Source organism: Amycolatopsis mongoliensis (assembly GCF_030285665.1).
Taxonomy (GTDB): domain Bacteria; phylum Actinomycetota; class Actinomycetes; order Mycobacteriales; family Pseudonocardiaceae; genus Amycolatopsis; species Amycolatopsis mongoliensis.
In genome coordinates this window covers 5597829-5623100 of sequence record NZ_CP127295.1, presented here as the reverse complement: position 1 = coordinate 5623100, position 25272 = coordinate 5597829, and the positions used below count along the sequence as shown (strand labels likewise).

The 25272-nt window shown below is 72.1% G+C and carries 22 protein-coding genes; 5 read left to right on the top strand and 17 right to left on the bottom strand.

The window, feature by feature from the left end; translation table 11 throughout:
• The first annotated feature begins 21 nt into the window (after positions 1-21).
• Complete coding sequence (locus QRX60_RS27370) at positions 22-681, top strand: TetR/AcrR family transcriptional regulator (protein ID WP_285994300.1); 660 nt, start codon at positions 22-24, stop codon at positions 679-681.
• Here the strand turns inward: QRX60_RS27370 and QRX60_RS27365 are convergent.
• From QRX60_RS27365 to QRX60_RS27335, 7 genes are all read right to left on the bottom strand, one after another.
• Positions 668-1924, bottom strand: coding sequence for a GrpB family protein (locus QRX60_RS27365; RefSeq protein WP_285994299.1), 1257 nt, complete (start codon positions 1922-1924; stop codon positions 668-670). The two genes, QRX60_RS27370 and QRX60_RS27365, sit on opposite strands and share 14 nt — an antisense overlap.
• Before the next feature lie 125 nt (positions 1925-2049).
• The gene (locus QRX60_RS27360; RefSeq protein ID WP_286003708.1) at positions 2050-2877 is read right to left on the bottom strand and encodes a shikimate dehydrogenase; all 828 of its coding nucleotides are present in this window, start codon (positions 2875-2877) and stop codon (positions 2050-2052) included.
• Positions 2878-2893: 16 nt separating this feature from the next.
• The gene (gene mltG, locus QRX60_RS27355; RefSeq protein WP_285994298.1) at positions 2894-5209 is read right to left on the bottom strand and encodes an endolytic transglycosylase MltG; all 2316 of its coding nucleotides are present in this window, start codon (positions 5207-5209) and stop codon (positions 2894-2896) included.
• On the bottom strand, positions 5206-5706 hold the full coding sequence (gene ruvX / locus QRX60_RS27350; protein WP_285994297.1) for a Holliday junction resolvase RuvX: 501 nt from the start codon (positions 5704-5706) through the stop codon (positions 5206-5208). Before ruvX ends, mltG begins: the two co-directional genes overlap by 4 nt.
• Entirely contained in the window at positions 5699-8359 is a 2661-nt protein-coding gene (alaS, locus tag QRX60_RS27345) for an alanine--tRNA ligase (RefSeq protein ID WP_285994296.1), read from the bottom strand. The genes ruvX and alaS overlap by 8 nt, the downstream gene beginning before the upstream one ends.
• 71 nt (positions 8360-8430) lie before the next feature.
• The gene (locus tag QRX60_RS27340) at positions 8431-8736 is read right to left on the bottom strand and encodes a hypothetical protein (RefSeq protein ID WP_257927329.1); all 306 of its coding nucleotides are present in this window, start codon (positions 8734-8736) and stop codon (positions 8431-8433) included.
• Positions 8733-9119 carry a DUF948 domain-containing protein gene (locus tag QRX60_RS27335; protein WP_285994295.1) on the bottom strand — a complete coding sequence of 129 codons (387 nt, stop codon included), beginning with the start codon at positions 9117-9119 and terminating at the stop codon, positions 8733-8735. Before QRX60_RS27335 ends, QRX60_RS27340 begins: the two co-directional genes overlap by 4 nt.
• 129 nt (positions 9120-9248) lie before the next feature.
• On the opposite strand from QRX60_RS27335, the gene QRX60_RS27330 reads away from it, so the two are divergent.
• Complete coding sequence (locus QRX60_RS27330) at positions 9249-10136, top strand: hypothetical protein (protein WP_285994294.1); 888 nt, start codon at positions 9249-9251, stop codon at positions 10134-10136.
• 9 nt (positions 10137-10145) lie between these two features.
• On the opposite strand, the gene QRX60_RS27325 is transcribed toward QRX60_RS27330, so the two are convergent.
• From QRX60_RS27325 to QRX60_RS27315, 3 genes are all read right to left on the bottom strand, one after another.
• Positions 10146-10991: an NAD(P)-dependent oxidoreductase gene (locus QRX60_RS27325; RefSeq protein WP_285994293.1), complete on the bottom strand. Its 846-nt coding sequence runs from the start codon at positions 10989-10991 to the stop codon at positions 10146-10148.
• 37 nt (positions 10992-11028) lie between these two features.
• Complete coding sequence (locus QRX60_RS27320; protein WP_285994292.1) at positions 11029-11406, bottom strand: VOC family protein; 378 nt, start codon at positions 11404-11406, stop codon at positions 11029-11031.
• Between the two features lie 129 nt (positions 11407-11535).
• The gene (locus QRX60_RS27315) at positions 11536-12912 is read right to left on the bottom strand and encodes a replication-associated recombination protein A (protein WP_285994291.1); all 1377 of its coding nucleotides are present in this window, start codon (positions 12910-12912) and stop codon (positions 11536-11538) included.
• 141 nt (positions 12913-13053) lie between these two features.
• Between QRX60_RS27315 and QRX60_RS27310 the strand changes: the two genes are divergently transcribed.
• The 3 genes from QRX60_RS27310 to QRX60_RS27300 all read left to right on the top strand — a co-directional run bounded on the left by QRX60_RS27310 (position 13054) and on the right by QRX60_RS27300 (position 15800).
• Positions 13054-13749, top strand: a complete 696-nt coding sequence (locus QRX60_RS27310; RefSeq protein ID WP_285994290.1) for a TetR/AcrR family transcriptional regulator — start codon at positions 13054-13056, stop codon at positions 13747-13749.
• Positions 13750-13783: 34 nt separating this feature from the next.
• Positions 13784-15010 carry a cytochrome P450 gene (locus tag QRX60_RS27305; protein ID WP_285994289.1) on the top strand — a complete coding sequence of 409 codons (1227 nt, stop codon included), beginning with the start codon at positions 13784-13786 and terminating at the stop codon, positions 15008-15010.
• Between the two features lie 61 nt (positions 15011-15071).
• Positions 15072-15800, top strand: coding sequence for a metallophosphoesterase family protein (locus tag QRX60_RS27300; RefSeq protein ID WP_285994288.1), 729 nt, complete (start codon positions 15072-15074; stop codon positions 15798-15800).
• Here QRX60_RS27300 and QRX60_RS27295 read toward each other — a convergent pair.
• The 7 genes from QRX60_RS27295 to sthA form a co-directional block, all read right to left on the bottom strand.
• Positions 15772-16629 carry an SGNH/GDSL hydrolase family protein gene (locus tag QRX60_RS27295; RefSeq protein ID WP_285994287.1) on the bottom strand — a complete coding sequence of 286 codons (858 nt, stop codon included), beginning with the start codon at positions 16627-16629 and terminating at the stop codon, positions 15772-15774. The two genes, QRX60_RS27300 and QRX60_RS27295, sit on opposite strands and share 29 nt — an antisense overlap.
• Before the next feature lie 204 nt (positions 16630-16833).
• Positions 16834-18021: a phosphotransferase gene (locus QRX60_RS27290; protein ID WP_285994286.1), complete on the bottom strand. Its 1188-nt coding sequence runs from the start codon at positions 18019-18021 to the stop codon at positions 16834-16836.
• 78 nt (positions 18022-18099) lie between these two features.
• Positions 18100-19047, bottom strand: a complete 948-nt coding sequence (locus tag QRX60_RS27285) for a DUF389 domain-containing protein (RefSeq protein ID WP_285994285.1) — start codon at positions 19045-19047, stop codon at positions 18100-18102.
• Positions 19047-20822: an aspartate--tRNA ligase gene (aspS, locus tag QRX60_RS27280; RefSeq protein ID WP_285994284.1), complete on the bottom strand. Its 1776-nt coding sequence runs from the start codon at positions 20820-20822 to the stop codon at positions 19047-19049. The genes QRX60_RS27285 and aspS overlap by 1 nt, the downstream gene beginning before the upstream one ends.
• Before the next feature lie 124 nt (positions 20823-20946).
• A complete protein-coding gene (gene merB / locus QRX60_RS27275) occupies positions 20947-21549 on the bottom strand; it encodes an organomercurial lyase (protein ID WP_285994283.1) in 603 nt (200 codons plus the stop codon).
• A 318-nt stretch (positions 21550-21867) separates the two neighbouring features.
• Entirely contained in the window at positions 21868-23766 is a 1899-nt protein-coding gene (locus tag QRX60_RS27270) for an intein-containing Rv2578c family radical SAM protein (protein WP_285994282.1), read from the bottom strand.
• An 88-nt stretch (positions 23767-23854) separates the two neighbouring features.
• Positions 23855-25267 carry a Si-specific NAD(P)(+) transhydrogenase gene (sthA, locus tag QRX60_RS27265; RefSeq protein WP_285994281.1) on the bottom strand — a complete coding sequence of 471 codons (1413 nt, stop codon included), beginning with the start codon at positions 25265-25267 and terminating at the stop codon, positions 23855-23857.
• Between the last annotated feature and the right edge of the window lie 5 nt (positions 25268-25272).

Sequence of the window (25272 nt, the reverse complement as noted above, 5' to 3'; positions counted from 1 at the left end):
CCCGGCGCTAACGTGCTGCGCGTGGCCAAGAGCGAGGAAACGCGGTCCCTGATCGTCACGACCGCGATGCGGCTGTTCACCGAGAACGGCTACGACCGCACGACGATGCGCGCGATCGCCGCCGGAGCGGGCGTCTCCGTCGGGAACGCCTACTACTACTTCTCCTCGAAGGAACAGCTGATCCAGGGCTTCTACGACGAGATCGCGAGACAGCACCTCGACGCGGCCCGTGCCCGGATCGGCGGCGAGACCGCCTTCGCCGCCCGCCTGAAGACCGTGCTGCTGTGCTGGCTGGACATCGCCGAGCCCCACCACCGCTTCGGCACGCAGTTCTTCGTCAACGCGGCCGACCCGGAGTCGCCGCTGAGCCCGTTCAGCGACGACTCCTCGGCCGCCCGCGAAGCGTCGATCGGCCTCATGCGCGAGGTCGTCGACGGCTCCGACGTCAAGCTCGACCCGGAACTGCGCGACCAGCTGCCCGAGCTGCTCTGGCTCTACCAGATGGGCGTGGTGCTGTTCTGGGTCCACGACCGCTCGGCCGGGCAGAAGCGCAGCCGCATGCTGGTGGAGCGCAGCGTCCCGCTGATCGCCCGGCTGGCCGCGCTCTCCCGGCTGCGGGTGTTCCGCCCGGTCAGCCGGGAGATCGTCGACCTCATCCAGGACCTCGCTAAGAAGGACTGACCGCCCGGAAGTAGAGGAACCGCGGCTTCGTCCGGAGGTTCGCCGCCCACTTCGGATCCAGCTCGGCCGCCTCGGGTGACGGCATCGGCTCTACCAGCCGGTCGACCGCGAACCCGGCGTCCCGGACCGCCTGGAACGTCCAGCTCAGCGGGCGCCGGTAGAACCGGACCGGGTGCGGTTTCCCGTCGAGGCCGAAGTCGTCTTCGAGCAGTTCGAGCTGGAAGTAGTCGTCCTTGTCGAACCAGCGCCAGTCCTCGCCCGGGTGGTGCACCGAGAACACCAGCGCCCCGCCGGGCTTCAGCACCCGGCGGAACTCCGAAAGCGTCGGCCCCCAGTCCGGCAGGTAGTGCAGGACGAGTGACGCCGTGATGACGTCGATCGAGGCGTCCGGCAGCTCGAGCGGCCGGGAGACGTCGACCTGCTCGAAGCGGGCGACGTCCCCGAACTTCTCGCGCGCCACGGCGACCATGCCCGCACTCGAGTCGATGCCGAGGACGCCGGCGCCGCGTTCGGCCAGCAGCGCGCTGAGGTGCCCGGCCGCGCAGCCGACGTCCAGCACGCTCAGGCCTTCGACGTCGCCCGCCAGGTCCACGATCGCCGGCCGGTCGTAGTACGCGTTGGTGATGCTCTTCTCCGCGTGCTCGGCGTAGGCCTCGCTGTAGCCGTCGTACTGCTCGGCTCGCGCGCGGCCGATGATCTCCTCGACCACCTCCGTCTTGGCGTCGGCGTACTGCTGGATGTACTTCCACTCCCGTGAACCCAGCTCACGCTTCTTCGCCGCGTAGAGCGCCAGCTCCTCCGGGTGCGACCGCAGGCGGTCGCGGAAGAGCCGGTAGCGCGGTGTCTGGCCGTTGCCCGGCGAGTACACGTGCAGGTTGATGTTCGTGTCCGGGCCCTTGAAGCAGCGGTGCTTCTCCCAGTCCGGCTCACGGATCACGAGCCGGTAGCCGGCGGCCACCAGTGCCGGGAGGTAGGCGTCCTCGTCGTCGGAGTCCGGCACTTCGAGGAGGATGTCGACGCAGGGCTTGGCGCACAGGCCCGGCACCGACGTCGACCCGACGTGCTCCAGGACGAGCACCTGCTCGCCCAGCACGCCCCGGATCCGCTCGGCCTCGCGCTCGAAGAGCCTCGGCCACTCCGGGTCGTAGTCGACGAGGGTGACCGTGGAATTGAGCTGCGGCGCCTCGCCGGCCACCCACCCCGTTTCGATCTCGTCTTCGCTCAACGCTTCTTGGCTGGTCATGACTCCCCTTCTCCAGCAGGAATTACGTCCCGCGCGGCCGGTGGCCGGGGACGTGCGCACGGGACCGCCCGTGCGCAAGGCAGTCGGCCAGAATATCAGGGAGAAGGATCTTCTTCAGGTGAATTTCAGTCGATCGGCAGCGGCAGCATGTTCCCGGTGGCCGCGCGCAGGGCGTCGCGCATCGCCGCCCGCGGGGCCGGACGGCCGGTGAAGTGCTCGGCCTGCCCGAACGCCTGGTGCAGCAGCATGTCCAGCCCGGTCGCGAGCCGGCCGCCGCGCGCCGCGACGGCCTCGGCGAGCGGCGTCGGCCACGGGTGGTAGATGACGTCGAGGACGTGCGCGATCGCCGCGAGGTCGGCCACGTGCGGGAGGACGGCGTCCGGCGGCACGGTGTTCACCAGCACCGCCGCGGACCCCAAGGCCGCGAAGTCCGCGTCGGACCAGCGAAGCACGTCGACGTCGAGCGAGGCCCGCTTCGCCGCGTCCAGGGTTTCGGCGGCCCGTGCGGGATCCCGCACGACCAGGCGCACCTGCCGCACGCCCAGCGCGGCGAGCCCGACCACCGCGGCGGCCGCCGTACCGCCCGCACCGAGCACGACCGCGGTGTCCGCCGGCGACGGCTCGTAGCCGCCTGCCACGCGCAGTGCCCCGGTGACGCCGTCGACGTCGGTGCAGTCCGCGAGCCAGCCCTTGGCCGTGTGGACCAGGGTGTTGGCCGCGCCGACCGCGGCCGCGCGCGACGTCACCTCGTCCGCGTGGTCCAGCGCCGCGCGCTTGCCCGGCATGGTCACCGAGAGCCCGGCCCACTCGGGGCCGAGGCCGGCGACCAGGCCGGGGAGCTCCTCGGCGCTCGTCTCGATCCGCTCGTAGGTCCAGCCGGTCAGGCCGAGCGCGGCGAACGCGGCGCCGTGCAGCACCGGGGACAGCGAGTGTGCCACCGGCTTGCCCAGCACCGCGGCCTTGCGTGGCTCAGAAGACACCGCGTTCCTTGGCCAGGTTGACGTTCTTCCTGTGGTCGTCGAACGAAACCGCGAAGCAGGAAAGGCCGTTCTTCTCGCACTTGACGAAGTACACCCAGTCGCCCGCCGCCGGGTGCACCGCCGCCTGGATGGCGTCGGGGCTGGGCACCGAGATCGGCGTCGGGGTCAGGCCCGCGATCTTGTAGGTGTTGTACGCCCCGGCCTTCTCCCGGTCGCCGTCGTCGGTCGCCAGGGTCGGGCGGTCCAGGACGTAGTTGACCGTGGAGTCCATCTGCAGCCGCATGTTGATGGCCAGCCGGTTGTAGATCACCCGCGAGAGCTTGCCGAAGTCGGCCTTCACCGCTTCGCGCTCGATGATCGAGGCGATGATCAGCGTCTGGTACGGCGTCATCCCGGGGCCGGTCGACTGCGGGCTCAGCCCGGCGTTCTGGATCGCCTCGGTCGAGCTGCGCACCAGCTGCCCGATGATCTCCTGCGCGGTCGCCCCGGGCCGGACGTCGTAGAGACCGGGCGCGATCAGGCCTTCGAGCCGCCGGTCCTTGCGGTCGGCCTTGTTGGCGGGCTCGATCGCCCAGTCGGGCACGCCGAGCGTCTTGAGGTCCGCGCCGTCGACCACCTTGCGCAGGTCGTCGGTGGTCACGCACGTGCTCTTGCCGTTGATCTGCGCGCACGACGCCTTCGCCATCAGGCTGTACACGCCGGGCGTGACCTTGCCGTCGGGCTGGGTGATGTCGTCGAACTGCGTGTACGGCCGGATCTCCAGCTGGCCGACGCGCGCGGCCGTGTCGGTGATCCGGTCGACCGCGCTGGCCCCCGACATGTGCGACTTCATCACGTAGAAGCCGTGCTGGATCCGGGCCAGCTTCGGGTTGTCCTCGCCGGCCTTGACGAACGCCTTGCCGCTGGCGACGACGCCCGCCGTGGCGAGCTTCGCGCCGATCGCCGACGTCGAGTCGCCGTCGTCGACCTGGAACAGCACGTCCCCGTCGCCGGCGCCCTCGAAGTCGTCGTAGCCGAAGATCTTGTTGAAGCCGTAGTAGGCACCGCCCGCGAGCAGCACGATCACCACGAGCGCGGCGACCCAGCCGAGGGCGCGCTTGCCCTTCTTCTTGCGCGGCTTCTTCGGCTCTTCCTCGTAGTCGTCTTCGTACTCGGCTTCGTCTTCGTACTCGTAGTCGTCGGCGTACTCGTCGTAGTCGTCGTACTCCGCGTACTCGTCGTCCTCGGCGAAGAACTCTTCGGGCTCCTCGTGCGCCGGCTCGGCCGGGGGCGGCGGGGCCTGCGCGGGGATGATGTCGGTCACCGGTTCCTCGCGCGCCGGCGGGGGCGGCGGACGACGGCGCCGCGGGGGCTCCGCACCGGGTTCGGGCACGCCGACAGACCGGTCACCCGGCTGGACGGACCGCCTCGGGGGTTCCGGCGCCCCGAGACGGGGGTCGACGGCGGCTTCGGGATCCAGTGCCGCACGGCGCCGGCGCGCATCGCCGTCATCGTCGGGATCGGGCGCCGCGCGCCGCCGCCGCGAACCGGCGGCTTCGGCCGGGTCGGGAACGGCGCGGCGCCGGCCGGGTGGCGGCTCGGCGGCCTCGGCCCGGAAGCGGGCGAGGTCGGCCACCTCGTCCGAGGCGCCCCGGGGACGGCGTGGGACCTGACCTTCGTCGTCCGGCGCGCCCCGGAGGCGGGCGGCCTGCGCTTCGGCGGCCTCTTCGAGGTCGAGCATCGCCTGGTGACGGCGTGCCGCATCGGCTTCGCCGAGTTCCTCGGGGCTCGGACGGCGACGGTGTGCTTCGCCTCGCTCTTCCGGCTCCGGCGCCACACGGCGGCGGCGCGGGGCCTCGTCCTCCGGGACCGGAGCCGGGGCCGGGCGGCGGCGCCGGGGTTCGCCGGGGTCGCCGGGCTCCGGGGCCGCACGGCGGCGACGCGGGGCCGGCCCGTCGGCGGCACCCTCGTCGAGGCCGTGGCGGGCGCGGGCGGCCCGGGCCGGCGCGGCCTGCTGGGCCTGGACGTCGAACTCGTCGTCGGCCGGAGGCAGCGTGCCCGGCGGCTCGAGGCGGCGACGGCGGCCGGACGGCGGCGCGGCGGGGCGCGGGTCGTAGCCCGCCTCGGGCCGCGCCCGGCGGGACGGCTGAGGCAGCTCGTGGGAACCGCTGTGCCGCGACGGCTGCGGAAGCTCCTGGTACCCGCTCGCGTGGGGGTCGTGCGGGTCCGCACGACGCGGTGCGGGCCGGGACGGCGGCGGAGTGGCCGGTCCCGGCTCGCGGAGTCGCCTGCGCCCGCGTGGGGACTCAGGTGGCTGGTCGTTCATCGGTCTCCCTCCCGGGCGCGGTGCGCAGCTGCGGCGTCGATCCAGGCCTGCAGGATCTCGACGGCGGCGGCCTGGTCGACCACCGCACGCTGCTTGCGGCCTTTGACCCCGCGCTGGGAGAGGATGCGGGATGCGGTGACCGTGGTCAGCCGCTCGTCGCCCAGCCGGACCGGCACGGGCGCGATGCGCCCGGCCAGGCGTTCAGAATACGCGATCGCCAGCTCGGCCGCCGGACCCTGCCGGTTGGCGAGCGTTCGCGGCAGGCCCACGATCACCTCGACCACCTCGTGCTCGGTGACGAGGGCGGCCAGCTGGTCCAGATCACTGTCGTCGGTCGCATCGCGGGAGAGGGTAACCAATGGCGAAGCGAGCAGGGGGGCCGGATCGCTCAGCGCCACCCCGACCCGGACGGATCCGACATCGACGCCGAGCCGCCGGCCCCGGCCCGGATCGCCGGTACCGGGCCGATCCGGGCCGCGGTTGCCGCGGTTAACCAATGCCGGCGATCGCCGCGCGCAGGGCCGTGACCGCGTCGGCCGCGCCGGCCGGGTTCGTGCCACCACCCTGGGCCATGTCGGGCTTGCCGCCGCCGCGGCCGCCGATCTTCTCGGCGAACGACGGCACGAGCTTGCCCGCCGCGATGCCCTTGTCCTGCGCCGCCTTCGTCGTCGCGACGACGAAGCTCAGCTTCTCGCCGGCCGGCGAGAACAGCGCCACGACGCCGGGCCGGGAGCCGAGCCGGCCCCGGATGTCCGACGCGAGCGCGCGCAGGCCGTTGCCGTCGACGTCCGGGACGACTTCGGCGACCACCGTGACGCCGCCGATCTCCTGCGCCTTGTCGACCAGCGAGCCCGCCGAGCCCAGCACCTGCTGGGTCTTGAGCTGCGTGATCTCCTTCTCGGCGTTCTTCAGCCGGGTCAGGACGTCCTCGATGCGGGCCGGCAGCTGGTCCGAGGGCACCTTGAAGGTGTTCGCCAGCTGCGAGACCAGCAGCTGCTCCTTGCGGACGTACTTCAGCGCGTCGCCGCCGACGAGCGCCTCGACGCGGTGCACCCCCGAGCCGATGGACGCGTCGGAGACCAGCTTGACCAGGCCGAGCTGGCCGATCCGGTCGACGTGCGTGCCGCCGCAGAGCTCGCGGGAGTACTCGCCCATGTCGACCACACGGACGTCGTTGCCGTACTTCTCGCCGAACAGCGCGACCGCGCCCAGCTCGAGCGCCTTGTCCTTGGTCGTGGTGTAGCTCTGCACCTCGACGTCGGTCTGCAGGTAGTCGTTGACCTCCTGCTCGACCTCGGTCAGCACGTCCGCCGACACCGAACCCGGCGTGGTGAAGTCGAACCGCATGCGGCCCGGCGAATTCAGCGAACCCGCCTGCGCCGCGCGCTTGCCGTACGCGCCCCGGACGGCCGCGTGCACCAGGTGCGTCGCGGAGTGCGAGCGCTCGATGGACAGGCGGCGGTGCGCGTCGACCGAGCCGGTCAGCTTGGTGTCCAGGCCGACCTCGCCCTCGGTGACCTCGACGCGGTGCACGAACAGGCCCGGGACGATCTTCTGGACGTCGAGGACCTTCAGTTCGACGCCGTCACCCAGCAGGACGCCGGTGTCGGCGACCTGGCCACCGCTCTCGGCGTAGAACGGCGTCCGGTCGAGGACCAGCTCCGCCTTCTTGCCCGCCGAGACGCTGCGCACCGGCCGCCCGTCTTCGAGCAGCGCGACGACCTTCGCCTCGGCCTGCAGGTCGGTGTAGCCGAGGAACTCGGTCTCGCCGTGCTGCTCCAGGACCTTCCGGTACTCCGAGAGGTCGCCGTGGCCGGTCTTGCGGGCCGCCGCGTCCGCCTTCGCGCGGGTGCGCTGCTCGTTCATGAGCGTGCGGAAGCCGTCCTCGTCGACGGTCAGGCCCTGCTCGGCCGCCATCTCGAGGGTCAGGTCGATCGGGAAGCCGTAGGTGTCGTGCAGCTGGAACGCCTTGTCGCCGGCCAGCACGTCGCCGCCGCCGCGCTTGGTCTCCTCGGCCGCCATGTCGAAGATCCGCGAACCGCTGGTGAGGGTCGAGAGGAAGGCCTCCTCCTCGATCCGGACGACCTCGTTGATCCGGTCGAAGCCGCTGACCAGCTCCGGGTAGGTCGGGCCCATGGTGTCGCGCACGACCTTCGCGAACTCCTGCAGCACCGGCTCCTGCACGCCCAGCAGGCGCGTGGAGCGGACGATGCGGCGCAGCAGGCGGCGCAGCACGTAGCCGCGGCCGTCGTTGCCCGGGGTGACGCCGTCGCCGATCAGCATGACGCCGGTGCGGGCGTGGTCGGCGATGACGCGGAACCGGACGTCGTCGGCGTGGTTGCTGCCGTAGCGGCGGCCGGAGAACTCCTCCGCGCGGCCGATGACCGGGCGCACGAGGTCGGTCTCGTAGACGTTCTCGACGCCCTGCAGGATCGTCGCGACGCGCTCGACGCCCATGCCGGTGTCGATGTTCTTCTTCGGCAGCTCGCCGACCGGCTTGTGCCCGAGCTTGGGGCTCAGGTCGCCGCGGACGTCCTGCATGAAGACGAGGTTCCAGATCTCGATGTAGCGGTCCTCGTCCGCGACCGGGCCGCCCTCGCGGCCGTACGCCGGGCCGCGGTCGTAGTAGATCTCCGAGCAGGGGCCACCGGGACCGGGCACGCCCATGTCCCAGTAGTTGTCCTTGCCGTCGCGCTCCTGGATCCGCTCGCCGGGCAGGCCGGTGAGCTTGCGCCACAGACCCGCGGCTTCGGAGTCGTCGTTGTAGACGGTCGCCCAGATGCGGTCCGGGTCGAGGCCGTAGCCGCCTTCGCCCTGGGGCTTGGTGATCAGCTCCCAGGCGTACTCGATGGCGCCTTCCTTGAAGTAGTCGCCGAAGGAGAAGTTGCCGGCCATCTGGAAGAACGTGTTGTGCCGGGTGGTCTTGCCGACCTCGTCGATGTCCGGCGTGCGCACGCACTTCTGCACGGAGGTCGCGCGCGGGTACGGCGGCGGCGCCTCACCGAGGAAGTACGGCTTGAACTGAACCATGCCGGCGTTGACGAACAGCAGGTTCGGGTCGTCGAGGATCAACGGCGCGCTGGGCACGCGCGTGTGGCCCTTGCTCTCGAAATGGCGCAGGAAACGATCGGTGATTTCGTGTGTGTCCACGGGTCAGTCCTTGTACTGGGGGCGAAGAAGTGGTCGGCGGCGACGGCGGAAGGATTCCGGGCAGGCCCGGATCAGCCCTCCGCCCGGCGAGCTCGCCGGACCGGGCGCCGGGCGGCAGCGGCGTGCCGTCCCTCGGCGCGGGGCGCCGTGACGCCCGTCCGCTCCTCGACCATGTCGTGCAACTCCTGCTCCCGCTCGTTCATGCCCGCGCGCACCTCGGCGCCGAACGAACCCACGGCACCCGCCAGCTCGCGCACGGCGTCCCCCAGGTTCGATGCTAACCCGGCGGGAGTGGCCTGACGAGCGGTTTCGGCGGCCTTGCGGGACAGCGCGACGCCGGCGACCACGCCGACGCCGAGCCAGAACAGCCGCTTCACTTGCCGGCCTTCTTCGCTGCCTTCAGCGCGCTCTTCTTCTTGCGCGCCTTGATCGCCTTGCTGAGCCCGTAGGACAGCGCCGCGGTCTTGACCAGCGGGCCGCCCAGCGTCGCGGTGAACACCGACGTCAGCGCGGAGACGTTCCCGGTGACGGCCTGGGCGTTCGACGTGATCCCGTCCACCCGCTCGAGCTGGGTGTTGACGTGGGTGATCGTCTGGTTCGCGCCGATCAGCAGCGGGTCGGTGTTGCTGTTGGTGCGCTCGATCGCCTCGGTGGCCGCGTCCAGCGTCTTGCCGAGCTTGATCAGCGGGATCGCCAGCAGGACGACCAGCACCACGAATGCTCCTGCGGCGATCAACGCGGCGATCTGCCCTGCCGACACGGGCCCTCCTCGGATAACGGGTCTTGGGTGCCGATGAGGTTACCGCCTGGGCAGGTCCCCGACCGTGTCACCCCGCGCGGGCCGGAAAACGCCTCGCTCCGGGCCGCGCCGGCGCGGTACACCTGGGCGATGGGAGACGACGACGGGCCCGTTTTCTTCAGGGTGCTCGCCGGGCCGGGCGGGGCGGCGGCCGATGTGCTGGCCGCGTTGCCGGGCGCCGACCTGACGACGGTCCAGCTGGAGGTGGCGCGGCGGCGGGCGGCCCGGCTGGCTCCGGCCGACGTGCTGCGCCGCCACCGCGACGACCGGTTCGTCGCGGCGAGCCCGCTGCCGTTCGGCTCTTTGCGGCGGGTCGAGGACGCGGTCCTGGCGGCGGCATCGTCGTTCGAGCCGGTGACGCTCGCGCCGCTGGTCCCGCTGGGCACGCATTCGGCGGTGACGGGGCTGGCCCAGCACCGGGTGGTGCCGACCGGCCGCGGCACCGAGGTCGCGGCGGACCCGACGACGGGCTTGGCGCTGGAAGCGGCGGTGCGGCGGGCTGCCGGGAGCGTCGTCCGGCTGGCGGCGATCCAGCGGGTGGTGCGCGCCCAGCGGGTGGCGGCCGGGCTGTTCGCGCACTTCTCGGTGTTCGGCGCGGTGACGGCGGGTCGCGACGAGGGCAACCTGGGGTTCGAGCGGGCGGCGGTGGCCGAGCACGCGCGGCTCATGACGGCGGCCTGCCGGGCGCTGGGGGCGACGGCGGTCTCGCTCGGGGTGACGGTGCTGGACCCGCGGTTCGAGGGCCTGCTCGACGCGGTGGACGTGCCGGTCCACCCGTTCCCGGACCGCGAAGGCGGCCGAGGCGGCTACTACGACGGTCTGTGCTTCAAGGTGTACGCGTCCTTCGGCGGCGACCTGGCCGAAGTGGGCGACGGCGGCTTCACGCCGTGGACACGCCGGCTGCTGGGGAACGCGAAGGAGCGGTTGATGACGAGCGGCCTGGGCGTCGACCGCCTGGCCACGCTCCTCCCGGCCTAGCAGCCGGGGTCAGCGTTCCTTGATCACCGCGCGGTAGAGCGCTGCCATGTCCTCTTCGCCGTGGCCCGCTTCCACCGTCGCCTCCAGGTGTGCGAGGGCCGCCTTCGCGCCCGCGACGTCCACGTCCTCGCCCGCCGCCTCGACCACCAGCCGTGCGTCCTTCGCCGCCAAGCCCGCCGGGAACGCCGGCGGGTACTCGCCGGACAGCATCGCGCCGCCCTTCACGTGGGCGTAGCCGACGTCGAGGCCGCCGCCCTTGATCGTCTCCAGGAACAGCGCCGGGTCCAGGCCCAGCCCGCGGGCCAGGCCGAGGCTCTCGGCCGTGCCGTTGGTCAGCGCGAGCACCCACGCGTTCACCACCAGCTTCAGCCGGCTCCCCTGCCCGGCCGGGCCGAGCCACTGCGTCTTCACGGCCACCGCGTCGAACACCGGCGTGGCCGCCGGGCGGGCTTCCTCCGGCCCGGACGCCAGCACCTGCAGCTGCGCCTGCTCCGCGGGGGTCCGCGTGCCGAGCACGGGCGCGTCGACGAACACCACGCCCGCCTTCTCGGCCGCCGCGGCGAGCCGGTCGGACCAGTCGAGGCCGACCGTGCTCATCTGCAGCCACAACGTGCCCGAAGCGGGCGAAGCGGCTTCGAAGGCCGACGCCACCGCGGGGCCGTCCGCGAGCATCGTCACCAGGATGTCCGCGCCCTCGGCCGCGGCGGCCGCCGAATCGGCGACCGTGGCGACGTCGGCGAGGGGCTCGGCCTTCGCCCGGGTCCGGTTCCAGACCCGGACGTCGAGGCCCGCCTTCGCGATGTTGGCCGCCATCGGCGCGCCCATGATTCCGGTTCCGAGAAACGCGACGCTCATGGCCCCATCGTGCCGAACGCGCGGGCGTCCCGCGCGGTCAGTAGTCGCCGAGGAGGCAGAACGGGTGGCCCGCCGGGTCGGCGTAGACGCGCCAGCCGCGGCCGCCGAGGTCGGGGTCGAGCAGCCGGCCGCCGTTCGCCAGCACCTGGTGGTGGGACTGCCGGAAGTCGTCGACCTCGAAGTCGAGGTGGAACTGCTGCGGGAACGCCGGATCCGGCCAGCGCGGCGGCCGGTAGTCGAACGATCGCTGAAACCCCAGGACCAGCCCGTTCACGTGCAGGGTGGACCAGTCCTCGTCGACCCGCCACCGCGGGTCCGGGCGGTCCACCTCGCCGCCGAGCAGAGCCTGGTAGAACCGGGCCAGCACGACCGGTTCCGGACAATCCAGGACGATGCACTGCAGCGTCGCGGGCACGGGTGAGCCTCCTGCCGTTTCCGGGGCCCGGTTCGGGCCACCTCAAGCCGCGAAGCTTACGAAACCCGATGATCTTGACTTCGGCGGGCCGCGAAGGTGATCAGGTTCCCGGAGATTCGTCCGCCGGGCTCACTTCTCCCCGCGGATCGTCCGGCGCAGCTTCGGGACGCGCTCGGCGAGCGTGCGCTCGGCGCCGCGCTGGGTGGGCTCGTAGTAGTCCTTGCCGACCAGCTCGTCCGGCGCGTACTGCTGGGCCAGCACACCTTCCGGGACGTTGTGCGGGTAGCGGTAGCCCTGCGCGTTGCCGAGCTTCTTCGCACCCGCGTAGTGCCCGTCGCGCAGGTGCGGCGGGACGGTGCCGGCGAGTCCGGCGCGGACGTCGGCCAGCGCGGCGTCGATACCGGTGACGACCGCGTTCGACTTCGGCGCCGTGGCCAGGTGGATCGTCGCCTGCGCGAGCGCCAGCCTGCCCTCGGGCATGCCGATGAACTGGACGGCGTGCGAAGCCGCGACCGCCGCCTGCAGGGCCGTCGGGTCGGCGAGCCCGATGTCCTCGCTGGCGTGCACGACCAGCCGCCGCGCGAGGAACCGCGGGTCCTCCCCCGCCTCGATCATCCGGGCCAGGTAGTGCAACGCGGCGTCCACATCGGACCCGCGGATCGACTTGATGAACGCGCTGATCACGTCGTAGTGCTGGTCGCCGTCGCGGTCGTAGCGGACCGCGGCCTTGTCCACAGTGGACTCGACGATGGCGAGGTCGATCGTCTTCGCCTCGGTGGCCGACGCCGCGTCCGCCGCCGCCTCCAGCGCGGTGAGCGCACGCCGAGCGTCCCCGCCCGCGAGCCGGACGAGGTGGGCGCGCGCGTCCTCGGTCAGCGTCAGCTCGCCGCCGAGGCCGCGCTCGTCGGCCAGGGCGCGTTCGATCAGCTGCGTGATGTCGTCGTCGGTCAGCGGGCGCAGCTGCAGCACCAGCGAGCGCGACAGCAGCGGCGAGACGACGGAGAACGACGGGTTCTCGGTGGTCGCCGCGACCAGCAGCACCGTGCGGTCCTCGACCGCGCCGAGCAGTGCGTCCTGCTGGGTCTTGGAGAACCGGTGCACCTCGTCGATGAACAGCACGGTGTTCTCGGCGTTGTACTGCCGGCGCCGCCGCGCCTCCTCGATGACGCCGCGCACCTCCTTGACGCCCGCCGAAAGCGCCGACATCGCGACGAACCGGCGGCCGGTGGCGATCGAGACCAGGTTGGCCAGCGTCGTCTTGCCCGTGCCGGGCGGGCCGTAGAGCAGCACCGAGGCCGGCGCGGCGCCTTCGACCAGCCGCCGCAGCGGGGCTCCTTCGCGCAGCAGGTGCTGCTGGCCGACGACCTCGTCGAGCGCGCGCGGCCGCATCCGCACGGCCAGCGGGGAGCTGGCCGGGTCCGCCTGGGGTTCACCGGCGTTCGACGTGGTGCGCTCCGGCGGGGGCGCCACATCGGTGTTCACGGTGAAGAGCTCGTCCTGTGCCACGAGCATGACGTTAACCGACGGCACCGACAGAACCCCTTGCCCCGGTCCCCGGATCGGCGCTACCTTCGTGATGACCGGTTGACCGAAAGTGCGATTCCGGTCAACAAGTCAAATGTTCAAGGAACCAGCAGGTGGAGACGCATGAGCCATCCCAACCGCGAGCGCGCCGACCGCATCCTGGACGCGGCGGGCGAGCTGCTGCTGCGCATGGGCTACCGGAAGGTGGCGGTCGACGACATCGCGCGCGCGGTCGGCATCGGCAAGGGCACCGTCTACCTGCACTGGCGCAACAAGGAGCTGCTGTTCCAGGCGCTGATGATGCGTGAGTCGGCCGATCTCACCGACGAGATCCTGGGCCGGATCAGGGCGGACCCGGCGACGATCCTCCCGCACCGGATGATCTCGGAGGCGTTCCTCGTCACCCACCGGCGGCCGCTGGTGATGGCGATGCTGCGCGGCAACGCCGACATGTTCGGCTCGCTCGGCGACCTCGCCCTGCGCAAGCAGCAGGACGAGCTGCGCACGCAGTTCGAGGAGGCGATGCTCCGGCGCGGGCTGATCCGCTCGGACGTCCCGAACCTGACCTACGCGCTCAACGCCGCGACCCTCGGCTTCTACCTGGGCGACACGCTTTCCGACGAGTTCGACGGCATTCCGCTCGAGGACAAGGCGGCGGTGCTCGCCCACCTCATCCGCACCGCGTTCGAGCCGCCCGGGGAGCCCGATCCCGCGGCGGTCGCGGACGTGGCGGCGGAACTGAGTTCGGCGCTCGAGGAGCTCGTCTCGGGCTACCGGCAAGGGATCTACGCACACGATCCCACCAGGGCGCCCGGCTGATCCCGGGGCCACACAGGGGAAAGAAGGGGCGGACATGACCACCACCACACAAGCGGACACCTGGGGACTCCACGAATCCCAGTTCTGGCTGCGGGGGAAGCAGCCCGAGGAGCGCGTGCACCACGCCGCCGAGCTCGGGTTCTGGAACGTCTACGGGCACCCGGAGGCCGAAGAGGTCCTCCGCGACCCGGCGACGTACTCCTCGGACACCACCCGGCTGGTGCCGAAGGACATGCTGGCGGACGCCGACCTCGACATCGACCTCGAGGAGATGCAGGCGGGCAACCTGCTGCAGCTCGACCCGCCGCTGCACAACAAGATGCGCAAGCTCGTCAGCCGCGCGTTCACGCCGAAGGTCGTCGCGGACCTGGAGCCGCGCATCGCCGCGGTGACCAACGAGATGCTCGACGCGGCAGGCTCTTCCGGCCGGCTCGAGCTGGTCGAAGACCTGGCCTACCCGTTGCCGGTGATCGTCATCGCGGAGCTGCTGGGGGTCCCCGCGAGCGACCGGCACCTGTTCAAGGGCTGGGTGGACAAGCTCTTCGACTCCTCGGAGCAGTTCTCGCTGAAGGAGCAGACCGAGGGGCGGCAGGAGGCGGTCAAGAAGTCCCTCGAGGGGCAGCAGGCGCTCGTCGAGTACCTCGGCGTGCACGTCGACGAACGGCGGAAGCAGCCCCGGGAGGACCTGCTGACGAAGCTCGTCGAAGCCGAGGTCGACGGCGAGAAGCTGACCCGCAACGAGGTCGTCAACTTCGCCAACGTCCTGCTGCTGGCCGGGCACATCACCACCACGATGCTGCTCGGCAACGCGGTGCTGTGCCTGGACACGCACCCGCAGTGGGACGAGCGGGTGCGCGCCGACCGGTCGCTGGTGCCGCCGGCGATCGAAGAGTCGCTGCGGTACCTGTCGCCGTTCGCGGCGGTGGCCCGCGCGACGACGCGCGAGGTGGAGCTGGGCGGGACGACCGTGCCCGCGGACCAGATGCTGATGGTCTGGGTCGCGGCGGCCAACCGCGACGACCGGGTGTTCGCCGATCCGGACACATTCACCCCGCTGCGCGATCCCAACCCGCACCTCGCGTTCGGCCGCGGGATCCACTTCTGCATCGGGGCGCCGCTCGCCCGGCTCGAAGGCCGGGTGGCGCTGAACATCCTGTTCGACCGCTACCCGGCGCTGCGCACGATCCCGGGCGAGCCGCCGAAGTTCCAGGTGAACCCGAACATGACCGGTGTGCGGGAGCTGCCGCTCACCACGGCCTGAGCCGGTTGCGCCCTGGGCGAAATCCCTCGCCCAGGGCGCCGCCGTGCCCGATGGTGGACCGATGAACGTGGCGGTGCTCTCCGACATCCACGGCGTCCTCCCCGCACTCGAGGCCGTGCTCGCCGAACCGGACGTCGAAGCGGCCGACCGGATCGTGCTGCTCGGCGACATGCTCGCGGGACCGATGCCGGTGGAGACCCTGGAGCGGCTGCTGGCGCTGGGTTCCCGGGCGGTCTGGGTGCGGGGCAACGCGGACCGCGAACTGGCGGCGTCGGCCCGCGGCGCCGGGAAGTTCGTCCCCGACCCGATCTTCCCCTGGGCGGCACAGCAGCTGCGTCCCGCGGATCTGCCGGTGCTCGACGCCCTGCCGCTGACGGTGTCGCTCGAGGACGTGCTGTTCTGCCACGCGACCCCGCGCGACGACACGGAAATCGTGCTCGTCGACAGCCCGCCGGAACGCTGGGCCGAAGTCCTCGACGGCGTCACGGAGGAGACGATCGTGTGCGGGCACACGCACATGCCGTTCACCCGGCTCGTGGACCGGCGGCTGGTCGTCAACCCGGGCAGCGTCGGAATGCCTTACGGGGCAAGGGGTGCGCACTGGGCCCTGCTGCGCGACGGCGTCGAGCTGCGGCGCACGTCGTATGACGCCGAGGCGGCGTGCCGGTTCCTCGCGGAGCACTGCGCGTACCCGGACATCGAGGAGTGGGCGGACTACTTCGTCCGCAACCCGGCGTCGGACGTGGAGGCGTTGCGGGTGTTCAGCGCTTCCGCTCGCGGAACGAGTTGACCATGATGACCGCGGCGTAGGGCAGGAACTCGCGGCCGCGGCGCCAGAGCCACGGGATTCCCTTGAGCACCAGCCACCCCACGTGCCCGGCGGCGCTGGGCTCGACACCGCCGCCGCAGGTGAGGCTCACCGGCTCGGGAACGGCGAAGCCGGCTTCGGCGAGGAGGCCGGTGAAGCCGTCCGCGAGCAGGCGGTGGCCGAGCTCCGAGGGGTGCAGGCGGTCGACGCTCCACACCGCCAGGTCGTAGGCACCGGGGAGGCGGTCGAGGTCGAGGCAGGGCACGCCTTCGCGGGCGACGACCTCGTCGATGGCGGCGTTCAGCTCGGCGACGCGGGCGCTGAGGGCACGCTTGAGCGACGGCGGGAGGCGGAAGACCTTGCTGTGGTCGTGGAACCGGACCGGGACGACGGTGGTGCCGGTGTCCCGCAGCCGGTGGATGACCTCGGTGAGGTCGGCGGCGATGCGGGCGGCGTCGAAGTCCGGCCGCAGGGTGTCGTTCATCCCGGCGACGAGCAGCGCCACGTCGGGCCGGTGCGCGACGGCGGCCGGCACCTGCTGGGTGAGCACGCACCGCATCCGGGCACCGGTGAAGGCGGGGTTCAGGTAGCCACCGGCCTCGACCCCGAGCGCGGCCGCGACGAGCGGGCCGACGCCCCGCCAGCCCCCGCGCCGGGGCAGCGGGTCGCCGAGCCCGACGGCGGTGGAGTCACCCAGCACGACGAGCCGCTCGGCGCGCCTGAGCGGCTCGGCCGGCGGCACGGCCGCGAGCGGGGGGCGGGAGGGTTCGGGAGTGACTTCGACACTCAGCACGGTCACGCCCACGACCATCGGCCACGGAAACTCACTTGCGGTGAGGACGAGGTAACACGCCCGCGACCGGGCGCCTAATTCTTGACGCTCACCTCACAGGCGGGGGAAATGTCCTGTTCGCGCGGGGACGAGCGCCCCAAGGTGGCCTTCGGTGCGTTCAACGCACCCAAGGCGGCCTTCGGTGCGTTGAGCGCAACCAAGGCCGCCTTGGGGCGCTCGGGCTCAGCGGAAAGCCGGGTAGAACGCCAGGTCGGCGTGCGGGCCCAGCCGGGCCGCCAAAGCCGCCGCCACTCGGGCCGCGAACTCCGAAACCGCGGTCATCCGGACGTATCCCGCGTGCTTGGCCAGGTCCCGCCACCAGGTCACCAGCGCCGCCTCGCGGCTCACCGGGGCGGCGTGGCGGGACAGGTCCAGCGAACCCAGTTCGTCGCCCGTGATCAGCCAAACCCGCAGCAGCTCGCTGGTGGTCAGGTGCGCGGCCAGGACCTCGTCGTCGGCCAGCGCCGGCCAGACCCCCACCACCTCCGCGCGCCACGCCGCGACCATCGCCTCGCTCATGCCCGCCGGGAGGGCCAGCGCGTCCGGCCAGCTCGCGAACGGCAGCCTCAAGTGCGCCGCGTCGACCAGTGCCGACCGGACGCACCCGTACTCGAAGTCGAGGAACCGGACGCTCTCGCCCGTCACGAGGTTGTTGTCCGGGCTCAGCTCCACCGGGCTGAACGCGCGGAAACCCGCCGACCGCGACTGCTCCAGCGCGGTCGTCACCTGCGCGAGGACCTCGCCCGGCACCGGGATGCCCAGCCGCTCCTGGATCACCGCCGGCACGCGCTCGCGCAGCTCGTCGTCGCCACCGGAGTCGGTCTTGGCCGGGCCGCCGAGCCGCCGCAGCAGCGCGTTGAAATCGGCTTCGCGCCCTGCCGTGCTCGCGTGCAGCCGGCCCAGCGAGCGGGCCCACGACAGCAGCGCGCGCTCGGCCGCGCGGGAGTCGCGGGCGTAGAGCTTGTCCTCCAGCGTCGGCGTGCGGCCGAGGTCCTCCAGCACCAGCACGCGGGCGCGGCCGTCGTGGGCGAGCAGCTCCGGGCACATCCGCTCGTCCGGCGCCAGCGCGGTGAACAGCTGGTAGCTGACCGCCTCCTGGGCGAACGGGTCGGCGGCGCCCGCCGCGGGTGGGTCGGGGTAGTGCTTGATCACCAGCGTGCGCGGCAGCGCAAAGGACGACGACACCACTCTCGCCCGCACCACCGTGGCCGGCCCGCTCCCCGCGAGGTCTTCGGGCGCGACCAGCGTGATCGCGCTGCCGAAGCGGCGCGAAAGAACGGACTCGCCCGCGGCGACCGCCGCGGCGATGGCGAGCTGCTCGGCTCCTGCCCCGACCCCAGCATCGCCGGTGGAGGAGGTGTCGACTGTCATTGTCACCGACCCTACTCGTGACTGAGCAACCATGACTACTGACATCCGGACAAGAAGGAGCCCCCGGCCCGGACGGGGTCATCCCCGTGAAAGCGGACGCATCCCCACCGGTGAACGTTGCCCATTCCGGCGCACGATCAACACAATGGCCGCTGCTGCAACGATTCCGAGAAGGTTGACGAGCAGCTGGCCGACCGACTGGAGGCACCGGCTCCACTCCCCCGCCACGGCCGCGACGACCGCGTACCCCGCGGCCGGCACCGTCGTCACGGAGATGAAGACACCCACGAGCGCGGCCGACTTCGCCGACGTCATCGCGAGCATCCCGGCCGCGCCGGCGAGCATCGCGACGACCAGCGACGGCACGCCGACGGAGAACACGAAGTCGACCTCGCTGTGCTGCTTCAGCTCGAACGCCTTCTCGCCGAAGACGTCGGTGACGCGGACCAGCAGCGCGCCGCCGAGCGTGACGACCATGGCCAGCGGGAAGCCGACGCCGAGCGCCGCGCCCGCCAGCCGGACGAGGTCCCAGCGGCGCAGCACCAGGCCCACCGCCAGGGCGGCGAGCGGCCCGAACTCCGGGCCGACCACCATCGCGCCGACGATCGTCACGGCGGAGTCCGTGAGCACGCCGACCGCCGCCAGCAGGCAGGCGATCGTGAGGAACGCCAGGAACGTCACGTTGAGCCGCGACTCCTCGCCCGTGCGGGCAAGCAGTTCCTGCCAGACGACGGCGTCCGCGCCCTCGCCCGGCGCCGCCTCTTCCGCCTCGTCGGCGGCGTCGGACAGCGCCGTGTCGAGTGCTTCGAGTGTGATCCCGCCGGTGTGGTCGAGCTCGAGCACGCACAGCGCGTCCACGATCTCGTCCGCCGCCTCGCGCGCGATGTCGGCCTCGACCAGGTCGCCTTCCGGCGACACGGCGGCGCCGCGGTGCACGATCAGGTGCGCCGTCCCGGCGTGGGCCCGCAGGACTTCGAGCGCCTGGGCGGTCTTCTCCGGCGGGCACACGGCCCTGAGGTGCAGCACTAGTTCTGCGGGGCGGGCGCCGGCTTCGCGTCGATCCCGGCTTCCTTGCGCTGCTGCGCGGTGATCGGCGCCGGCGCCGCGGTCAGCGGGTCGTAGCCGCCGCCGGTCTTCGGGAACGCGATCACGTCACGCAGCGAGTCGGCCTTGGCCAGCAGCATGACGATGCGGTCCCAGCCGAACGCGATGCCGCCGTGCGGCGGCGGGCCGAAGGCGAAGGCGTCGAGCAGGAAGCCGAACTTCTCCTGCGCCTCCTCTTCGCCGAGGCCCATCAGGCTGAAGACGCGCTTCTGGACGTCGCCGCGGTGGATACGGATCGACCCGCCGCCGATCTCGTTGCCGTTGCAGACGATGTCGTAGGCGTAGGCCAGCGCGTTGCCGGGGTCCTGCTCGAACTTGTCGATCCACTCCGGGGTCGGCGAGGTGAACGCGTGGTGCACCGCGGTCCACTTGCCGGAGCCGACGGCGACGTCGTCGCCGATGTCCTCGACCGGCGCGAACAGCGGCGCGTCGACGACCCAGACGAACGACCAGGCGTCTTCGTCGATCAGGCCGAGGCGCTTGCCGATCTCGTCACGCGCGGCGCCGAGCAGCGGCTGCGTGCTCGACGCCTTGCCGGCCGAGAAGAAGATGCAGTCGCCCGGCTTGGCACCCGCGGCGGCGGCGACGTTCTCGCGCTCGGTCTCGGACAGGTTCTTCGCGACCGGGCCGCCGAGCGTGCCGTCCTCGTTCACGAGGATGTACGCGAGGCCGCGCGCGCCGCGCTGCTTCGCCCACTCCTGCCACGCGTCGAGCTGGCGCCGCGGCTGGTCGGCGCCGCCCGCCATCACGACCGAGCCGACGTACGGCGCCTGGAACACGCGGAACGGCGTGTCGGCGAAGAACTCCGTCATGTCGGTGATCTCGAGGTCGAAGCGCAGGTCCGGCTTGTCCGAGCCGTACTTGGCCATCGCCTCGTGGTAGGTGATGCGCGGGATCGGCCGCGGGATCTCGTGCCCGACCAGCTTCCACAGCGCGGAGACGATGTCTTCGCCGACCTTGATGACGTCGTCCTGCTCGACGAAGCTCATCTCGATGTCGAGCTGGGTGAACTCCGGCTGGCGGTCGGCGCGGAAGTCTTCGTCCCGGTAGCAGCGCGCGATCTGGTAGTACCGCTCCATGCCGCCGACCATCAGCAGCTGCTTGAACAGCTGCGGCGACTGCGGCAGGGCGTACCAGGAGCCGGGCTTGAGCCGGGCGGGCACGAGGAAGTCGCGCGCGCCTTCGGGGGTCGAGCGGGTCATCGTCGGCGTCTCGATCTCGACGAAGTCCTGGTTGTGCAGCACCTCGCGGGCGGCGCGGCTGACCTCGCTGCGCAGCCGCATGGCCGCGGCCGGGCCGCTGCGGCGCAGGTCGAGGTAGCGGTGCTTGAGGCGGATCTCTTCGCCGACGTCGACCCGGTCGTCGATCGGGAACGGCAGCGGGGCGGCCTCGGACAGCACCTCGAGCTGGGTCGCGAGGACCTCGATCTCGCCGGTGGGGATCTCGGCGTTCGCGTTGCCCTCGGGGCGCTTGGCGACCTCGCCGACGATCTTGACGCAGAACTCCGAGCGCAGCGCGTGCGCGCGCTCGGCCATCTCGCCCTCGCGGAAGACGACCTGGGCGACGCCGCTCGCGTCGCGGAGGTCGATGAAGATGACGCCGCCGTGATCGCGCCGCCGGGCCACCCATCCGGTGAGGGTGACGGTCTGTCCGGCCTGCTCGGCACGCAGGGTGCCGGCGTTGTGAGTGCGGAGCACTGCGACTGCTCTCCTTCGACATGGGTGGTTCTCGCCGCTTGAAAGGCTAACGAACCGCCCAGCCTACGACGTCGGCAGGCTTGGCTTGTGCGGTGGTCAGAGCGCGACGGCCGGATCACGAAGGTCAGAGCACGAACTTCGGCCGGGCCTCCAGCGCGGCGACCAGGCGGTGGGCCTGGGCCAGGTAGGCGGCGACCGGGTAGATGCGGCCGCCGGGGTGGGCGGCCAGCCAGCTCGCGGCCGCCGGCGGCGAGGCGAAGAACGGCTGGCCGGCGCAGGCCAGCGCGTCGACGTGCTCGAGCCCGAAGCCCAGGTCGACCGTGGCGACGACGGTCGAGGGCGGGTCGGCCTGCAGGATCGCGTGCGGGGTGAGCTCGATGCGGATGCGCGTCCGGGTGACCGGGCAGACCGCGGCCGCGTGCACGCGCTCGCGGGTGGCGATGGCCAGCAGGAACATGTCGACGGTGCCGTCCGGGCCGGCGCCGAGGGTGCCCTCGGCCGGCTGGAGCCGGTGGTGGGCGCCGCGCGGCGCGGGGCCGGTGCTCACGAGGTCGCGGTGCAGGGTGAAGCCGATCAGCTCGACGAGCCGGCGCGCTTCGACCGGGGCGACGCCGACGGTCGCGGCCAGCCGGTCGACGCTCACGGGGTGCCGGCCGGCCCGGGTCAGCTTCAGAGCGGCCCACGCGAGCCGGGCGGCCGCGACCCGGTCGGTCTGCGAGGTCGTCATCGCCGCTCTCCCTTCCGCATCGATCCCTTCGACGTTAGGCGTCGGCGAGGTCGGGCGACAACGACACGATCGGACATTTTTCCGCAAGGCCGCGACTCGGTGGCGCAATCGTGTCCGAACTACGGCGAACGGCGGAGTTCCGCAGGCTTCGGCGGCGTTCCGGGTGACGGCTTCACCCACACGGCGGCCCGGCGGGTGATCACGCACCGCCGGACGTGGTTGTCCACAAAGGACAGCGGGGGGTCCGGCGTGGAGAGCGGGGCACCGGGCCCGTGGCCGCCGGCCGGACCGCTCGCGCTCGAGCGGGCGCCGGACCGCTCAGAGCAACCGCAGCTGCTCCGCGGCCGGCTCCGCTGCCCGGGGCTCGGGCGCCGGCTCCGGGGTGCGCGCTTCGTACCCCGTCTTCGGGGCCAGGCCGTGCCGGCGCAGCAACGGCGCCACCCGCTCGCCGAGCCGCTCGCGATACGCCTTCTGCACGTAGCTCCCCCGCGCGTACAGCTCCCGGTACCGCGGCACCAGCGCCGGGTACGCACCCGCCAGCCAGCGGCCGAACCACTCGCGCGCGCCGGGCCTCAGGTGCAGCGGGATCACCGTCGCGCTCGTCGCGCCGGCCTCGGCCAGTTCCGCGAACAGCGCGTCGAGGGCCTCCGCCGAGTCCGTCAGCCACGGGAGCACCGGCGCCACCAGCACCGAGCACGGCAGGCCGGCGTCGCAGGCCTTGCGGACCAGCTCCAGCCGCGCCCGCGGGCTCGGCGTGCCGGGTTCGAGGCGGTGCTGCAGCTCGCGGTCGAGCAGGGCGATCGACACCGCGAGCGAAACCGGCACGTCCCGGGCGACGTCCTGCAGCAGCGGCAGGTCGCGCGCCAGGACGGTGCCCTTGGTCAGCACCGACAGCGGCGTCCCGGAGCGGGCCAGCGCCGTGATGATCCCCGGCATCAGCCGGTAGCGGCCCTCCGCGCGCTGGTACGGGTCGGTGTTCGTGCCCATCGCCACGTGCTCCCGCCGCCACGACGGCCGTTTCAGCTGCGCGGAGAGGACCTCCGGGGCGTTGACCTTCACGACGACCTGGGTGTCGAAGTCGTGGCCGGCGTCGAAGTCCAGGTAGGTGTGGGTGTTCCGGGCGAAGCAGTTGTGGGACACCATGCCGTCGGCGATGAAGTCGCCGGTTCCGGTGGTGATGTCGAACAGCGGCAGCTGCAGCCCGAGTGGCTCGATCGCCTCGACGCGGCGGCGGCTCGCGCCGATCACCGCGCCGTCGAGCGACCGCTTCCACGCCACCGCCGGGTTGCTCACGTGCAGGAACCGCAGCACCTCGGCCGTGCCGCCCAGGAGCCGGACCTCCTGGCGGGCGGGGAACTTCGGCACTTCGTCGATCTGGTGCGCGAAGCCGAAGCGGGTGAGCGCGGCGGCGAAGGCATCGGTGATCTCGGGTTCGTCGTGCGCCACCGCGAGGACGCCGCGGCCGTAGTCGCCCGCGATGTCGAAGAGGCCGGCGAGGAACCCGCGCTGCCAGTGCGCGTCCGGGTCCGGCGGGACCCGGAGGAACCCGACCGACGCGCCGAAGTCGGGCAGGTACTCGAGGGCGCGCGTGGCGGCGTCCGGTTCCGCGGCGAACCCGCCGGAGCGCAGCATCCCGCACAGGTAGCCGGCCCGGTACCCGAGCGTCTCGTCCGGCGTGGGCGCGAACCGGCCGACGCCGATCAGCTCGGCGCCCGGCTCGAGGTGCGGGCGTTGCGCGGCGCCGAACTTGCTGCCGGTGACGTGCTTCCAGCCCTTGTTCGTGAGGAACCGGTGGTCGCCGCCGGCGACGAGCCGGGTGCCGTCTTCGAGCGTCACCCGGTAGGCGGCGCGCAGGGTCGTCCAGTGCGCTTCGACCCGGGTCGGGACCAGCCGCCGGGACGCGCCGTGACCGCGGGTGCCGTAGATCTCCTCGCCGACCTGAAGTTCGGACAGCGCCTTCGTCCGGCCGTCCGCCATCAGGATCTTGGTGCCGCCTTCGAGGCAGTAGGTGCAGGCGTGGGAGCAGCCGCGGTACGGGTTGACCGTCCAGCCGAAGGGCACCCCGGACCCGGCGGGCACCTTGTTCAGCACCGAGCGGGCGTGCACCTCGTGAAAGGTGACGCCGTCGAAGTCCGGTGACCGCACCGACCGCACCAGGCCCTCCAGCCCGGGCAGTGCCGGCTCACCCTCCCCTGCTCGCTGCCGATCCCATCGCACGGCACCAGTCGAACATATGTTCTAGTCGAGTGTCAAACCGGTTCGCCGCAGGCGAATCGGGTGGTGCTGCTGTGGCTCCTGGGGTGGTTCAGGACGAGAAGCGGTCCAGGGCGCGGATCTTGTTCGTCGCGTCCAGCGCCGCCACCTTGTACGCCTCCGAGAGCGTCGGGTAGTTGAACACCGCGTCGACGAGGTAGTCGACCGTCCCGCCGCAGCCCATCACCGCCTGTCCGATGTGGACCAGATCCGTCGCGCCCGTGCCGAAGACGTGGACTCCCAAGAGCTTCCGGTCCGTCGTGGACACCAGCAGCTTCAGCATCCCGTAGCTGTCGCCGGTGATCTGGCCGCGCGCAAGCTCGCGGTACCGGGCGATGCCGACCTCGTAGGGCACCGACGACGACGTCAACTGGGCCTCCGTCGAGCCGACGTAGGAGATCTCCGGGATGGTGTAGATGCCGATCGGCTGCAGCGCGCCCAAGCCGTTCGCCGGTTCGCCGAACGCGTGGTACGCGGCGAGCCTGCCCTGGTCCATCGACGTCGCCGCGAGGGCCGGGAAGCCGATCACGTCGCCGACCGCGTAGATGTGCGGCACCTCGGTGCGGTAGTAGTCGTCGACCACGAGCCGGCCGCGCTCGTCCGCCGTCAGGCCCGCCGCCTCCAGCGCCAGGTCGCCGGTCATGCCCTGGCGGCCCGCCGAGTACATGACGCCGTCGGCCGGGATGCGCTTGCCGCTGACGAGGGTCGTGATCGTCGCGTCGTCGGAGACCGCGACGTCCGCGACCTTCTCGCCGAAGCGGAACGTGACACCGAGGTCGCGCAGCTGGAACTTGAGCGACTCCACGATCTCGGGGTCGCAGAAGTCGAGCATCTGGTCGCGCTGCTCGACCACGGTGACCCGCGAGCCGAGCGCGGCGAACATCGACGCGTACTCGATCCCGATCACCCCGGCGCCGACCACCACGAGCGACGACGGGATCTGCTCCAGCCGCAGGATCTCGTCCGAGTCGAGCACGCGGGCGGCGTCGAAGTCGACGTGCCCGGGCCGCGCGGGCCGGGTGCCGGTGGCGATCACGACGTAGTCGGCGCTCAGCGTCCGGCGGTCGCCGAGGTGGCGGCCCTCGACGACCACGGTGTGCGCGTCGGCGAAGGACCCCGTGCCCGAAATCAGGTCGACGTGGTTGCGCATCAGCTGCGCGCGCACGACCTGGACCTCGCGCCCGACCACGTGCTGGGTGCGCGCCAGCAGGTCGGCGATCGTGATGTCCTGCTTGACGCGGTAGCTCGCGCCGTACAGCTCGCGCTGGTTCATCCCGGTCAGGTAGAGCACCGCTTCGCGCAACGTCTTGGACGGGATCGTGCCGGTGTTGACGCACACGCCGCCGACCATGTCGTGCTTGTCGACGACCGCCACCCGTTTGCCGAGCTTCGCCGCGGCGATCGCAGCCTTCTGCCCGCCGGGGCCCGAACCGATGACGATGAGGTCGTACTCGTGCTCGCTCACGGGGT

Excerpts from the sequence above, each read along its gene's own strand:
- QRX60_RS27295 (WP_285994287.1), bottom strand. The coding sequence starts at position 16,629 with ATGGTCGTGGGCGTGACCGTGCTGAGTGTCGAAGTCACTCCCGAACCC.
- mltG (WP_285994298.1), bottom strand. The coding sequence starts at position 5,209 with ATGAACGACCAGCCACCTGAGTCCCCACGCGGGCGCAGGCGACTCCGC.
- QRX60_RS27365 (WP_285994299.1), bottom strand. The coding sequence starts at position 1,924 with ATGACCAGCCAAGAAGCGTTGAGCGAAGACGAGATCGAAACGGGGTGG.
- QRX60_RS27310 (WP_285994290.1), top strand. The coding sequence starts at position 13,054 with ATGAGCCATCCCAACCGCGAGCGCGCCGACCGCATCCTGGACGCGGCG.
- QRX60_RS27330 (WP_285994294.1), top strand. The coding sequence starts at position 9,249 with ATGGGAGACGACGACGGGCCCGTTTTCTTCAGGGTGCTCGCCGGGCCG.
- QRX60_RS27290 (WP_285994286.1), bottom strand. The coding sequence starts at position 18,021 with ATGACAGTCGACACCTCCTCCACCGGCGATGCTGGGGTCGGGGCAGGA.
- QRX60_RS27325 (WP_285994293.1), bottom strand. The coding sequence starts at position 10,991 with ATGAGCGTCGCGTTTCTCGGAACCGGAATCATGGGCGCGCCGATGGCG.
- merB (WP_285994283.1), bottom strand. The coding sequence starts at position 21,549 with ATGACGACCTCGCAGACCGACCGGGTCGCGGCCGCCCGGCTCGCGTGG.
- QRX60_RS27300 (WP_285994288.1), top strand. The coding sequence starts at position 15,072 with ATGAACGTGGCGGTGCTCTCCGACATCCACGGCGTCCTCCCCGCACTC.
- QRX60_RS27305 (WP_285994289.1), top strand. The coding sequence starts at position 13,784 with ATGACCACCACCACACAAGCGGACACCTGGGGACTCCACGAATCCCAG.